The organism is Acinetobacter sp. YH12126, assembly GCF_013418745.1.
GTDB lineage: Bacteria > Pseudomonadota > Gammaproteobacteria > Pseudomonadales > Moraxellaceae > Acinetobacter > Acinetobacter amyesii.
Window position 1 is genome coordinate 16,352 of sequence record NZ_VPBM01000007.1, and the last position, 13,516, is coordinate 29,867.

Below are 13,516 nucleotides of genomic sequence, written 5' to 3' on the forward strand. Positions count from 1 at the left end.
CATAAAGTCCTCAGCCTAAAAATAGGAGAGGACTTTATGCAAGATTAGAAATCTGTTTTAAACCACATGTATGACTTTGTCATTACATTCTAAGCGCTGTGCTTAGTGACGGAAGTGACGCATGCCAGTGAAGACCATTGCAATACCAGCTTCATCAGCAGCAGCAATTGTTTCTTCATCACGCATAGAACCACCCGGTTGGATAATGCATTTAATGCCCGCTTTCGCAGCGTTATCAATACCATCACGGAATGGGAAGAATGCATCAGATGCCATTACAGCGCCTTCAACAACTAAACCAGCGTGTTCAGCTTTAATTGCTGCAATACGTGCAGAGTTAACGCGGCTCATTTGACCTGCGCCAACACCAATGGTTTGACGGCCTTTCGCATAAACAATCGCGTTAGATTTAACGTATTTCGCAACTTTCCAAGCAAAGATCAAGTCATCAATTTCTGCTTCAGTTGGCGCACGTTTAGTCACAACTTTAAGGTCATCTTTCGTGATCATGCCTAAGTCTTGGTCTTGAACCAACAAACCGCCATTCACACGTTTGTAATCTAACTGAGCTTTACGTTCTGTGATCGCAGGAAGTTCGCCACATACCAGTACGCGTACGTTTTTCTTCGCACCAGTCACTTCAAGCACGCCTTCAGCAACGCTAGGAGCAATGATCACTTCAACGAATTGACGGTCAACAATTGCTTGAGCAGTTGCAACGTCTAATTCACGGTTGAATGCAATGATGCCACCGAATGCAGATTCAGGGTCAGTTGCATAAGCAAGGTCATAAGCCGCTTGGATGCCGTCTAAAGATACTGCTACGCCACATGGGTTTGCGTGTTTTACGATGACACATGCAGGCTTAGCAAATGATTTTACACATTCAAGTGCTGCGTCAGTGTCTGCGATGTTGTTATAAGATAATTCTTTACCTTGAAGTTGTTTCGCAGTAGAAACAGATGCTTCAGTTGCTGTGTCTTCTACATAGAAAGCAGCAGATTGATGCGGGTTTTCACCGTAACGTAAGTCTTGAACTTTGTTCAATTGAGTATTGAAAGTACGCGCAAATTTATCTGCTTGACCTTCTTCCTTACCTACGCGAGCGCCTAAGTAAGATGCAATCATGCCGTCATACTGTGCAGTATGTTCAAATGCTTTAACCGCTAAGTCAAAACGAGTTGCATGTGAAAGTGAACCTTCAGCTTTTAACTCTTCAACAACAGTTCCATAGTCAGCAGCATTTACCACGATACCTACAGATGCATGGTTTTTCGCAGCAGCACGAACCATTGTTGGACCACCGATGTCGATATTTTCGATTGCATCAGCAAGTGAGCAGTTTGGTTTTGCAACAGTTGCAGCAAATGGATAAAGGTTTACCACAACTAAATCGATTGCATCGATGTTGTGTTCAGCCATCACAGCTTCGTCTAGACCGCGACGAGCTAAGATACCACCATGAATTTTCGGATGTAGCGTTTTTACACGGCCGTCCATCATCTCTGGGAAACCTGTGTGCTCTGAAACTTCAACTACGGCAACATTATTGTCTTTCAACAATTTGTATGTTCCGCCAGTAGATAAAATTTCTACCCCTAGAGCAGCAAGTTCTTGTGCAAATTCAACAATTCCAGTCTTGTCAGACACAGAGATTAAAGCGCGTTTAATAGTCATGATCTTCGTCACAGTTTTCAAGGAACAGATTAAAACAAAATTAGCAAAATGCAGGTTAAAAAAAATGCCTGCGGAAGCCGCAAGCATTTTATCATTTATTCACTCATTAAACCGTGAGCTTTCAACTTTTTACGTAAAGTACCACGGTTTAAGCCGAGAATCTCAGCAGCGCGGGTTTGATTACCACGTGTATATTCAAGAACTACAGATAGAAGAGGCTTCTCCATTTCCGCCAGCACCATATCGTATACCTGAGATGGTTGCTCGCCTTGCAATTGTGCAAAGTAATGGCGAACTGCGCGATCTACGTGAATACGAAGAGCGACATCAGATTGTGCAGTAAAAATAGGAGATTTGCTATTCATGCGAATTAATCCGAAAAATCAAATATCACTTGGGTAAAGTGATTTGTTAAAAGTGGTCTATAAACTTGAATGAACTCCGTTTTAGTTCCTAATGCGGAGTTCTAAAACTTGTACATTACTTGTAGCTTGACACAACTCGCAAAATTGTTCGAAAAATAAGCGTAACAATAGATTAATAATTGTTACAGCCTAAAAAACAAACAAAAAATCTACTCAATACGCAATAAATATTAAAGCGCACGGTTGGGATTGTATTTGTTGTGAAAAATTAGCGAGGAGTTTGCAGCACAAAGCTTTCGTGGCGCGTATCATACCATTGTCTAGGAAAAAGTGAGCAAGAAAACTGCATTTTTTTTATGTTTTTTTTACTTTTTTAATAGTTTTTTCCAATATTAGGGGCGAATCAACTCAATTGAATAATTATCGAAGCTTTTGCGTGCAATTGGTAGGCTAAATTGGAATTTAAAAGGACTACTTTTGGGGATCCGTTGGATGCCATGCAGACTTTTGTCCAAATACTCTTCAGGTAAAAGCGTATAGTTTGCTATTTCAGTACCATTTTCTTTTAGTGAAATTTTCATATTGGGTAAGGCAAGGCTACGGTCATGAAAATTGATCATTTCACCTGTAAAACGTGTTTCATTATTTCCAATGCTACGAATTTTGACTTTTTTGGTACTAATTAAACTGTAATGTTCCTCTAGACGTGAACAATTAAAGACATCACAGACCGCTGTGAATGCAGCACCCATTACTGGGCTGTTTTTTAAATATTGAGGATTGAACCAGAAAAACTGGAATATAAGTGCACCAAATAAGAAAGCATTAATACAGAACCACATAAAATAATTCAGTGGTGTACGTTTTTTATCTTTTTCAGCCTGTTCTGCCCAATTTACAGCAGGCAGGTTGCCGATCGGTTCGGTGCTGAAATAATTTAAGTTATTTAAATAAGTTTTTAGATCGATATTAGAGTTTTCGACTTTTTGATCAAATAGTTTTAATAAATGGTGGGTTGGTGTTTCTTCAATAGTCACTGGTGTAAGCGTATTATTAAATTCGCTGACATTAATAATAGTATTGGAGTTTTTCTGCGGTGCATTTTCTTGCTCAGGGGTAGAAAAAGACAACGCTTTATCTACCACCAAATGAGACAGTGCATTAAAAGATGTAGAGCACTTTGGGCAACAAACCATGCCCTGAGCGACAGTAAGCTGCGGAACAGTTACTTTATATGTTGTAAAACAAGTTGGGCAGTTAGTTAATTTGTCGCTCATAAGTACACATTTTAAATTTTAATACTGTTGGCGTTTACCCGAAATTCGGCACCATGTTTCGTCACGTTTTTCTACGTCTAATATATCAAAAAATTCAGAATAAACACTAGAAACATCAGAAACTTGCTCTTCAATTACACCTGCAAGTGCGAATTCGCCCTCAGATTTAATTAAAGTTGAGAATTCTGCAGCCAAGGCCATTAGAGGGCCTGCAAGAATATTAGCAACAAACACATCGGCTTTTTGTCCAGCGAGCTCTTGGTTGAACTCTTCAGGTAGGCCTACATACAGATTTTCCAGTACACCATTCAATTCTGCATTTTGTTGTGTTGCTAAAACGGCTTGTGGGTCAATATCAGTGGCATAAACTTTTTTTGCACCCAAAAGTAAAGCGGCAACACCTAAAATACCAGAACCACAACCGTAGTCGATGACGATTTTATCCTTAAGATCAACTTTACCTAACCATTGTAGGCATAAGAATGTAGATGCATGGTTACCAGTACCAAATGCAAGACCTGGGTCTAGTTTGATGTTAACGGCGTCTGCTTCAGGTGCTTCCATCCATTCTGGGACGATCCAGTATTTTTCACCAATTTGAATAGGCTCGTAAGCATCCATCCATGTGCGTTCCCATTCTTGGTCTTCAATGAATTCGCTACGCATTGGTGCTTCTGGAAGTTGAGCTTTAATAAATGTTTCTAATGCGGCAACATCAATTTCTTCATCATCTTCTTGTGCATAGATACCAGTTACGATCACTTTATTCCAAAGTGGTGTTTCACCTGGAAGTGGTTCAAGTAAATCCTGATTTTCTGCATCATCTAGCGTGACACTGACTGCACCTAAAGAACTGAGCAGCGTTTCAGTGTAATCAACTTGAGCTTTTTCAACAGTAATATGAATTTGTAACCACTTCACGGACATAACCTAAATGAGTTTTATAAAAAGCTATTGTAACGGAACTCGGCAACTTGCAGCTAGCGATTATCAAAATTGACAAAAAATAAAAGGATGCACGTGGCATCCTTTTAACTTTTCAGCGACTTAACTTTTAATTGTTTCTGTTGTAGTTGTCGAGATCGGTGCGAAACGTGTAATTAGGAAGCCAAATACAGCGGCAAAGATATACATAAAGATTGAATAAACCGCTGCAGGCATTGCAACGGCCGAGCTGGCCATCACTGTTAAGGCGATGGTCATGGCTAACGTACTGTTATGAATGCCGATTTCAAATGCACAAGCACGTGCCTGAGCACTATTGATGCCGAATAGTCTGGGAACAAAATAACCGATACATAAGCTGAAGATGCAGAATAGAACCGTTGCTAAGCCAACTTGAGTTAGATAAGCTGCAATATTATGTCGTTCAGAGTAAATAGCACCAATAATTATTAAGATGAGAAAGACCACAGCAAAGATACGGAGTGGTTTATGCAGTTTCTCAGTTAGTTTAGGTGAATAGTGACGAAGTAACATACCTATACAGACGGGGATGATAATGATGCCGAAAACTTGGAGGATTTTTCCAAACTGCAGACTGATTTGTTGCCCTTCTTGCATGAAGTGCATTATCGAAAAATTCACGATCAATGGAAGGGTTAATGCTGCAATGACTGAGTTGATGGCGGTCAGGGTAATATTTAAAGCCAAGTCACCTTTAAATAGATAGCTAAATAAGTTCGCTGTACTACCACCAGGTGAGGCTGCAAGTAGCATCAAGCCGACAGCAAGCAGTGGTGGTAATGCTAGCAGTTTACATAGTAGAAAGGCGATACCGACAAGCAACACGAGCTGGCAAAATAATGCGATCAACACGGCTTTAGGGTGCTTGGTGACACGTGCGAAATCTTTGGGGGTAAGTTCTAGCCCAAGCCCGATCATAATAAAGGCCAGTGCTAATGGCAAAAGAACCGTAATAATTCCAGAATCCATCTTATTTATTCTCCTTGAGCATATTTAATGGTTTTTCACCAAAGTCCTTATGGTGATTACGTTTGAAAAATAGTTTAGGTTTTCACTTGTTGAATTAGGTGGCTGCCACGGCGTGTCAAAATAAAACCAAATAAGGTTGCCAATAAATACATAAAAATAGAATAAACACCGGCAGGTATTGCGACTGTGGTGTTTTCAAGCACACTCAGTGCGATGGTTAGCGCGATACTGGTGTTATGAATACCAATCTCAAAGGTACACGCACGAGCCTGCTTTTCAGGCACATCCGAGAGGAATGGAATTAAGTAACCCAAAAATAGTCCACTGAAACAGAGTAAACAGGTTGCAATGCCGACGCTGGCAAAATACGTAATAATGTTGGATTGTTCACGCAAAACTGCGAGTGTAAAGATAAGAATTAATAAGAAAATAGACAACATTCGCATCGGTTTGTTGATGTGATATGCAATGGTCGGAAAGGAGTTGCGAATAAACATACCGAAACATACCGGTATCAAAATAATCAGAAATACATGTGTGATCTTATCAATAGGCATGCCAATACTGGTACTTTCACCAACAAAATGCAAAATGGATAGATTGACGATAAAAGGCAATGTAAAGCACGAAACAACTGAGTTAATGGCCGTTAAGCTAATGTTTAATGCAACGTCACCTTTATATAGGTAGCTGAATAGGTTTGCTGTGGGGCCGCCGGGTGAAGCCGCAAGCAACATGAGTCCGACCGCGAGTAAAGGGGGTAACTCAAGCAACTTACACAGGAAAAACGCAATGCTGGTCAGTAGAATAAGCTGAGTAAATAAAGCGATGAAAATAACTTTTGGATAGCGTCCAACGCGTAAAAAGTCTTTGACTGAAAGTTCAAGTCCCAAACCCATCATCATAATGGCTAAAGCAATGGGTAGAAAAAATGCAAATAATCCCGAATCCATGGAATTTCCTGATATTTTTATCCTTATAGTGTTTTTGAGTTTATCTCAGTTTAATAAATAAGCAATAAATAAAAGCGAGTAAAAACTGATGTTTTACCCGCTTTATTTTTGATCTGTTAATTGGTCGATATTTTCATCGACAACTGTTTATTTAGGACGAGGAGGAGTGAACCCTAAAGCACATTTTCCTTTTATTTCTTGTCCATTAATCGTTGCAGTAGTGGCTTTTGCATCTGCACTACATGTGCTTAATAATTTGGCTTCTTCACCATGAAGATTTGCATTTTTGGAAGAGCTAAAAAATTGTGGTTCGCAGGTACCATTCCAGATAATACCGCGATAGGCGAATGATACTTGAGCGCCTTGGCTTTTACCTTTACAGACTTGTTGATATCGCTGTGCATCATACACTTTCTCAACTTTATCATTGGCTGAGGCAGCAAATGGTGATAAACATAAACCGCATAAAACCGTGGATAGCAAAATATTCTTATTCATGCTTATAGTCCTTATGATTCTCATGGGATCTATAACAGAATAAAAAATAATCAGAATAAAACAACAATCTTCGAGTAACATTTGCTTGAGAAATGTATATTTTTATGTGGAATATGCAAAGTATGTATGTTCTTAAAGAAATATATAGGCATAAAACAGTAGCCAATAACAATAAAATCGAGTTAATCAGTCAACTTATCGGTGAATTTTTGCTATAATCTTCCGTCATCCTTTTTTAATCTCCTTTACCACTATGCATTATCCTAAAGTTTACGATGTCATTGTTATCGGCGGCGGTCACGCGGGTACTGAGGCAGCTCTTGCTGCGGCACGTATGGGTCGACAGACTTTACTCTTAACTCATAATATTGAGACTTTAGGGCAGATGAGCTGTAACCCGGCCATTGGTGGTATTGGTAAATCACATTTAGTCCGTGAAATTGATGCGCTTGGCGGTGCTATGGCATTGGCTGCCGACAAAGGTGGTATTCAATTTCGTATTTTAAACTCACGTAAAGGTGCAGCAGTACGAGCGACTCGTGCCCAAGCTGACCGTGTACGTTTTAAAGCTGCGATCCGTCATACTTTAGAAAACCAGGCGAATTTGGATATTTTCCAACAAGCCGCTGATGACCTTATTGTTGAAGGCGATACCGTTAAAGGTGTAGTCACCCAAATGGGTATTCGCTTTGATGCGAAAACTGTTGTATTGACTACAGGTACATTCTTAGGTGGAGTGATCCACGTAGGTCTAAATAATGCTTCAGGTGGTCGTGCGGGCGATCCTCCTTCAATTTCATTGGCTGCGCGCCTTCGTGAATTGAACTTACCTGTAGGTCGTTTAAAAACTGGTACACCACCACGTATCGATGCACGATCAGTTGATTTCTCTGTGATGACGCCACAGCCGGGTGATTTCCCATCTCCGACTATGTCGTTCATGGGTGATGTGTCGATGCATCCTGAGCAAATCAATTGCTATATCACACATACCAACGAGAAAACTCACGATATCATTCGTGGCGGCTTAGACCGTTCACCAATGTATACTGGTGTGATTGAAGGTGTGGGTCCACGTTACTGCCCATCGATTGAAGATAAAATTCATAAATTTGCCGATAAAGATTCGCATCAAGTGTTCTTGGAACCTGAAGGTTTGGACACACATGAGCTTTATCCAAACGGTATTTCAACTTCTTTACCATTCGATGTTCAGTTTGAATTGGTTCGCTCGATTCGTGGTATGGAAAATGCGCACATTTTGCGTCCGGGTTATGCGATTGAGTACGATTATTTCAACCCACAATCATTGAAATTTTCTTTAGAAACCAAATCGATTAATAACCTGTATTTTGCAGGTCAAATTAACGGTACAACGGGTTATGAAGAAGCGGGTGCGCAGGGCTTGCTTGCAGGCTTAAACGCAGCACGTCGTGCATGGGATCAAGAGCAATGGACACCAAAACGTGATGAAGCGTACATGGGCGTGTTGGTTGATGACTTGATTACTCTCGGTACTAAAGAACCGTACCGTATGTTCACGTCACGTGCGGAATACCGTTTGATGCTTCGTGAAGACAATGCGGATCAGCGTTTAACTGCCATTGGTCGTGAAATGGGGCTGGTAGATGATGCGCGTTGGGATTCGTTCTGCCAAAAAATGGAAGCTGTAGAAACGGAGAAAGGTCGTTTACAACACCTTTGGGCAGCGCCAAACAATCCACTAGGCAAAAAATTCGTTGAAATGACTGGCGATGACCTGTCAAAAGAAACCAATGCAATTGATTTGCTCAAACGTCCAAATATCAACTTTGCGCAAATTGCTGAATTGACTGGTTCAGAAGTTTCAGCATTTGTTGGAGAGCAAATTGAAATTGCTGTGAAATATGCGGGTTATATTAACCGTCAGCAAGAAGACGTTGCGCAAATGAAACGTTTGGAAGATACACGTATTCCTGCTGATTTTGATTACGATGTAGTTTCTGGTCTTTCACGTGAAATCACCATGAAGCTGAAAAATGTATTGCCTGAAACATTGGCACAAGCAAGTCGTATTCCGGGTGTTACACCTGCGGCTGTTCAATTGGTGATGATTACCATCCGTAAGAATAACCAAGCGAAAAAATCTGCATAAGATTTAGAGTTAAATAAAAAACCCGCTCAGTTGCGGGTTTTTTATTGCCAATAAATTATTGGCTGTTGGTATTTGATCGGATTAAATGAATATTTTGATCATCATTAGTTTTAGCTATGGTTTGATTATTAAAATCTTTCATAAACCTAAGTGATTGATAATTAGTTATAAATACAAAAAATAAGATCTAAAAACTATTGATATACAAAGTTTTAGGTCTTAATGGTGGGCTTTTGGTCGTGTGAATTCCGACCTTTGTAGTGGTATTTATTCTACCCAATAAAGCCGAAACTTCAGGGCATGGCGTACAAGTGGGTTTACGCTACATGAATGGAGTTTGATTATGGCAAATCAACAATCGGGAAAAATTCAAAAATTTCTAACGGTATTTTTGTGTTTCTGGGTAGCATTTTTTGAAGGTTTTGACCTGCAAGCGCCCGGTATCGCAGCAAAAGGAATCGCAGCGACATTTTCCTTAGATCAAGTGCAAATGGGTTATGTGTTTAGCTTAGGTGTGTTTGGTATGTTATTTGGCGCGTTCTTTGGGGGGCGTGTCGCTGACTATTTGGGACAGAAGAAAGTCCTGATGCTGTCGATTTTTATCTTCGGTGTATTTATGTCGATTACGGCAGTTGCACCAAGTATTGAAATTTTATATATCGCACGATTCTTTACAGGTTTAGGTTTGGGTGCTGCGATGCCAACGATGATCTCGGTGGTGGGTGATGAAGCGACGGATGCTAACCGTGGGCGCTTAAATAGTTTGATGTACTGTGGCTTACCCGTAGGTGCAATCTTTGTTGCTGGCTTGGGTATTGTCTTTAAAGATATCTCATGGCATACACTATTTTTAATTGGTGGTTTAACGCCTTTAATCTTGATTCCATTCATGGCGATTATCTTAAAAGATAAGCGTACAGAAAAAGTTCAGGCAGAAACCAAGGAAACGGTTCCACCGATGGGGCAAATCCTTTTTGCTGAACAGCGTTATAAGTATACATTGCCGCTTTGGCTGAGTTTCTTCTTTACCTTAATGGTGAACTATATTCTGATCAGTTGGTTGCCTAACTTGCTTATGGGGCAAGGGCTGGAAAAGCAACAAGCTTTCATGATCATGTTGATGTTCCAAGTGGGCGCAGTGATTGGTACGCTGGGTTTAGGCTACTTACTTGATCGCCTAAAATTATGGCAAATGGCAGTGATTATCTATTCAGGTTTGTTTGTAGCATTGTTTGTACTGTTCACAACAAATTCAATTCCTGTACTTATCGCAGCAGGCATCATGGGCGGGATTTTCTCTACAGGTGGTCAATCGATTTTGTATGGGATCTCTCCAATTTTCTATACACCAGCTGGGAAAGTAACAGGTGTGGGGAGTGCGATTTCATGGGGTCGTTTGGGTGCAATGACAGGTCCATTACTCACAGGTAAGATTTTGGCGCTAGGTCTAGGAACGACAGGTATTTTAATTGCAAGTGCGCCGGGTATTGCTTTGTCAGCTATCGCAGTGGCTGCATTGTCAGCCTATAAGTCATCCCTTAAGAAATAGTCAAAACCAGTCATATTTAAAGGAGCTACGGCTCCTTTTTTATTGAATAAATATCTTTAGCTGAAACTAAGTTTTGTTAGAATAAATCTAATATTTATGAATAAATTTACTTTTATGTCTTATCAATTGATCGAACTTGATATTTCTCCTTCAGATAACATTCAGTGTCCACATTGTCAGCAGCAAGTGATTGATTGGTCAGAAGAACAGTATGTGCAGCCATGTGAGCATGTGCTGTTTATTGCAATGGATATTGGTTTTGAGTTTATTACCGATGAATTTGAGCAAACTATGCAGCATACAGTCGATGACTTGCATGCTAATGATGATCAGTATCATATGTTTACTGAAATTGCCTCCTCGAGCTTCCCTGAGTTTCTCATTTATAAGTCTGATTTAGGGGTGGAAGGTTATTCACGTTATGTCGGCCTTACGGCATAAAATATTGCTAAAAAATCTCAAAATAAAAAAGCCAGTCAAGTGACTGGCTTTTTTAATGAAAATCAGAAAATTAACTTTCTAATTCTTCTTCGACATCATCTTCGGCACTGTCCATACCGAGTTCTTTAAGTTTACGAGTTAAGGTATTACGACCCCAACCTAAAAGTTCTGCTGCATGGCGCTTACGCCCACGTGTTTGCTGTAGTGCTGCATTGATGAGGGTGCGTTCAAACATTGGTGTTGCAATGTCGAGAATTTTCATCTCACCATTTTTAAGTTTTTGTACTGCCCATTGACCAAGTAGCTCATCCCAGTGATGCACACCAATACGATCAATCCCTTGAGTAGCAGGATTGCCATCTGTGCCTTGAATTGGAATCTGTTTTAATTCAGATGGTAAATCTTCTGGATAAACTTCACGGCCTGTGATCATAACCGTTAACCAACGACAGGTATTTTCAAGCTGACGCACATTACCTTGCCATGGCAGTTTTTGCATGTATTCTTGCGTTTCAGGACGCAGAATCTTCGGACTTACCCCAAGTTCTTTACCTGCACTTGCTAGGAAGTGTTGTGCAAGCATCGGAATATCTTCACTACGATGTGCAAGTTTTGGAATATGAATACGAATCACGTTTAGACGGTGGTACAAGTCTTCACGGAAGCGACCTTCATGTACTAACTTTTCTAAGTCTTGGTGTGTTGCCGCAACGATACGGACATCCACCTTGACTGGGATGTGACCACCGACTCGGTAGAATTCGCCATCCGCTAAAACACGCAGTAAACGTGTTTGGGTTTCAAATGGCATGTCGCCAATTTCATCAAGGAAAAGAGTCCCGCCATTGGCTTGTTCGAAACGCCCTTGACGCTGTGTGTTGGCACCGGTGAACGCTCCTTTTTCATGACCAAATAATTCAGTTTCGATCAAATCTTTTGGAATTGCCGCCATGTTGAGCGCAATAAAAGGCTTGTTGCCACGTGGTGAATGCTTATGCAGCGCATGCGCAACCAATTCTTTCCCTGTGCCTGATTCACCATTAATTAATACAGTAATGTGTGATTGAGAAAGACGACCAATGGCACGGAAGACTTCCTGCATAGCAGGTGATTCACCAATAATCTCTGTAGATTGAATCGGTTGAACGGTTTTAGCAGATTCTTGTTGTTGTAATTTGGCAATATGCAAAATTGCACGGTTTACAAGTGCTAAAGCTTCATCAATATCAAAAGGTTTTGGTAGATATTCAAATGCACCCGTTTGATAGCTTGACACAGCAGATTCTAAATCTGAATGTGCGGTCATGATGATCACAGGTAAGTCAGGGTAGTTGCCTTTGACTTTGCCTAAAAAGGTCAGTCCATCAATACCCGGCATACGGATGTCTGTCAAAATAACATCTGGCGCATCGACACTTAACTGATCTAAAGCGGATTGTGCTTCTTCAAAACTGGTAACATCAAAACCTTCTTCTTTGAATGTTTTTTCCAGCACCCAACGCATGGCGCGATCATCATCGATGACCCAAATCTTATTACGCGACATGATCTGACTCCCAAGGTAAATATAGGCTAAATACTGTTTTTCCAGGAACTGATTGGCATTCAATCATTCCGTTATGTTGATGCATAATATTTTGTGCAATGCTTAGGCCGAGGCCTGTACCTTTCGCTCGTCCTGTCACTAAAGGGTAAAATACGGATTCTAATATTTCTTGTGGGATACCTGGTCCATTGTCCTCGATATCAATGCGTACCGCAGAGCGTTTTAATACACCGTTGATGGTGACTAAACGTTGAATACGTGTGCGCAAAGTGAGTTCTGGTTGGTGCTCAACAAAGAACTCTTTGTTTTCCGTCATCGCCTGAACAGCATTGACACTGATATTCAGCATGACCTGAATCAATTGATCACGATCTGCCAATACATCCGGTAAAGAAAGGTCGTAATCACGGGTGATTTTAATTTTCTTTTTGGTTTGGTTGACGATCAGTGAACGAACACGTTCAAGGGGTTCATGGACATTGACTGGTTCGTAACTTGGTAATTGTCTTGAACCAAGCATAGTGTCAGCAAGATTACGTAATCGGTCTACTTCACTAATAATAATGTCGGTGAATTCGCTGTACTTCGGATCATTTAAACTACGCGCTAAAAGTTGTGTCGCCCCACGGATACCACCAAGTGGATTTTTAATTTCATGAGCAACACCACGAATCAGTTGTCGTGCGACTTGATGCTGTTGAATCAGGTTTTCTTCTTTAGAGATTTTCAACATCCGGTCGATTTGATTCAATTCAATCAATAGCAACGGGTGGTAGGGTTTGCCAGAGTTGAGCTGTGACACAGTGTAATCGACATGAATGTCTTTAAAGTTGACATTAATCGTTGCTTCTCGGCGCGTATAGTGTTGACCAGAAGTTAATGTATTCATTAATGCATCATGCGTATTGAATTCATCATCGGGCATATGGAGTAAATTTAATACAGGCTGACCTGATGCACGAAGTAAGCTGATGTCAAAAAGCGCTTCACAAGATGAATTTAAATAAAAAATATTCAGGTTGCTATCGACCAATAAAATGGCAGTGGTTAAATTATCCACTAAAAGCCGGTAATCAATCGTCATAGTCTGATCCATTAGCGAGAGGTTCCTGTCTTAAAATGGCGCAATGGCATCTTCATA

General features: G+C 40.5%; 12 protein-coding genes. 3 read left to right on the plus strand and 9 right to left on the minus strand.

Annotation, left to right across the window (positions count from 1 at the left end; genetic code table 11):
- Positions 1 to 102 precede the first annotated feature (102 nt).
- From purH to FTU62_RS05995, 7 genes are all read right to left on the minus strand, one after another.
- Positions 103 to 1,677, minus strand: coding sequence for a bifunctional phosphoribosylaminoimidazolecarboxamide formyltransferase/IMP cyclohydrolase (gene purH / locus FTU62_RS05965; RefSeq protein ID WP_180102150.1), 1,575 nt, complete (start codon positions 1,675 to 1,677; stop codon positions 103 to 105).
- Between the two features lie 95 nt (positions 1,678 to 1,772).
- Positions 1,773 to 2,042 carry a DNA-binding transcriptional regulator Fis gene (gene fis, locus FTU62_RS05970; RefSeq protein ID WP_001086304.1) on the minus strand — a complete coding sequence of 90 codons (270 nt, stop codon included), beginning with the start codon at positions 2,040 to 2,042 and terminating at the stop codon, positions 1,773 to 1,775.
- Positions 2,043 to 2,434: 392 nt separating this feature from the next.
- Positions 2,435 to 3,319 carry a DUF3426 domain-containing protein gene (locus FTU62_RS05975; protein WP_180102151.1) on the minus strand — a complete coding sequence of 295 codons (885 nt, stop codon included), beginning with the start codon at positions 3,317 to 3,319 and terminating at the stop codon, positions 2,435 to 2,437.
- A gap of 18 nt (positions 3,320 to 3,337) precedes the next feature.
- Positions 3,338 to 4,240 (minus strand): 50S ribosomal protein L11 methyltransferase, encoded by a 903-nt coding sequence (prmA, locus tag FTU62_RS05980; RefSeq protein WP_078188734.1) that lies wholly within the window; start codon positions 4,238 to 4,240, stop codon positions 3,338 to 3,340.
- 126 nt (positions 4,241 to 4,366) lie between these two features.
- Positions 4,367 to 5,254 (minus strand): bile acid:sodium symporter family protein, encoded by an 888-nt coding sequence (locus FTU62_RS05985; RefSeq protein WP_180102152.1) that lies wholly within the window; start codon positions 5,252 to 5,254, stop codon positions 4,367 to 4,369.
- Positions 5,255 to 5,328: 74 nt separating this feature from the next.
- On the minus strand, positions 5,329 to 6,207 hold the full coding sequence (locus tag FTU62_RS05990; protein WP_180094476.1) for a bile acid:sodium symporter family protein: 879 nt from the start codon (positions 6,205 to 6,207) through the stop codon (positions 5,329 to 5,331).
- A gap of 147 nt (positions 6,208 to 6,354) precedes the next feature.
- Positions 6,355 to 6,705: a hypothetical protein gene (locus FTU62_RS05995; protein WP_180102153.1), complete on the minus strand. Its 351-nt coding sequence runs from the start codon at positions 6,703 to 6,705 to the stop codon at positions 6,355 to 6,357.
- A gap of 253 nt (positions 6,706 to 6,958) precedes the next feature.
- Here FTU62_RS05995 and mnmG point away from each other — a divergent pair, with 253 nt between their 5' ends.
- The 3 genes from mnmG (at position 6,959) to FTU62_RS06010 (ending at position 10,829) form a co-directional block, all read left to right on the plus strand.
- Positions 6,959 to 8,839 (plus strand): tRNA uridine-5-carboxymethylaminomethyl(34) synthesis enzyme MnmG, encoded by a 1,881-nt coding sequence (mnmG, locus tag FTU62_RS06000; RefSeq protein ID WP_180102154.1) that lies wholly within the window; start codon positions 6,959 to 6,961, stop codon positions 8,837 to 8,839.
- A gap of 343 nt (positions 8,840 to 9,182) precedes the next feature.
- Positions 9,183 to 10,388: a 3-(3-hydroxy-phenyl)propionate transporter MhpT gene (mhpT, locus tag FTU62_RS06005; RefSeq protein ID WP_180102155.1), complete on the plus strand. Its 1,206-nt coding sequence runs from the start codon at positions 9,183 to 9,185 to the stop codon at positions 10,386 to 10,388.
- A gap of 114 nt (positions 10,389 to 10,502) precedes the next feature.
- The gene (locus FTU62_RS06010; protein WP_180102282.1) at positions 10,503 to 10,829 is read left to right on the plus strand and encodes a hypothetical protein; all 327 of its coding nucleotides are present in this window, start codon (positions 10,503 to 10,505) and stop codon (positions 10,827 to 10,829) included.
- A 70-nt stretch (positions 10,830 to 10,899) separates the two neighbouring features.
- Here the strand turns inward: FTU62_RS06010 and glnG are convergent, their stop codons facing one another.
- The gene (glnG, locus tag FTU62_RS06015) at positions 10,900 to 12,375 is read right to left on the minus strand and encodes a nitrogen regulation protein NR(I) (RefSeq protein ID WP_078188728.1); all 1,476 of its coding nucleotides are present in this window, start codon (positions 12,373 to 12,375) and stop codon (positions 10,900 to 10,902) included.
- Positions 12,365 to 13,471, minus strand: a complete 1,107-nt coding sequence (gene glnL, locus FTU62_RS06020) for a nitrogen regulation protein NR(II) (RefSeq protein WP_180102156.1) — start codon at positions 13,469 to 13,471, stop codon at positions 12,365 to 12,367. Before glnL ends, glnG begins: the two co-directional genes overlap by 11 nt.
- Between the last annotated feature and the right edge of the window lie 45 nt (positions 13,472 to 13,516).

Excerpts from the sequence above, each read along its gene's own strand:
- purH (WP_180102150.1), bottom strand. The coding sequence starts at position 1,677 with ATGACTATTAAACGCGCTTTAATCTCTGTGTCTGACAAGACTGGAATT.
- fis (WP_001086304.1), bottom strand. The coding sequence starts at position 2,042 with ATGAATAGCAAATCTCCTATTTTTACTGCACAATCTGATGTCGCTCTT.
- FTU62_RS05975 (WP_180102151.1), bottom strand. The coding sequence starts at position 3,319 with ATGAGCGACAAATTAACTAACTGCCCAACTTGTTTTACAACATATAAA.
- FTU62_RS05985 (WP_180102152.1), bottom strand. The coding sequence starts at position 5,254 with ATGGATTCTGGAATTATTACGGTTCTTTTGCCATTAGCACTGGCCTTT.
- FTU62_RS05990 (WP_180094476.1), bottom strand. The coding sequence starts at position 6,207 with ATGGATTCGGGATTATTTGCATTTTTTCTACCCATTGCTTTAGCCATT.
- FTU62_RS05995 (WP_180102153.1), bottom strand. The coding sequence starts at position 6,705 with ATGAATAAGAATATTTTGCTATCCACGGTTTTATGCGGTTTATGTTTA.
- mnmG (WP_180102154.1), top strand. The coding sequence starts at position 6,959 with ATGCATTATCCTAAAGTTTACGATGTCATTGTTATCGGCGGCGGTCAC.
- mhpT (WP_180102155.1), top strand. The coding sequence starts at position 9,183 with ATGGCAAATCAACAATCGGGAAAAATTCAAAAATTTCTAACGGTATTT.
- FTU62_RS06010 (WP_180102282.1), top strand. The coding sequence starts at position 10,503 with ATGTCTTATCAATTGATCGAACTTGATATTTCTCCTTCAGATAACATT.
- glnG (WP_078188728.1), bottom strand. The coding sequence starts at position 12,375 with ATGTCGCGTAATAAGATTTGGGTCATCGATGATGATCGCGCCATGCGT.
- glnL (WP_180102156.1), bottom strand. The coding sequence starts at position 13,471 with ATGGATCAGACTATGACGATTGATTACCGGCTTTTAGTGGATAATTTA.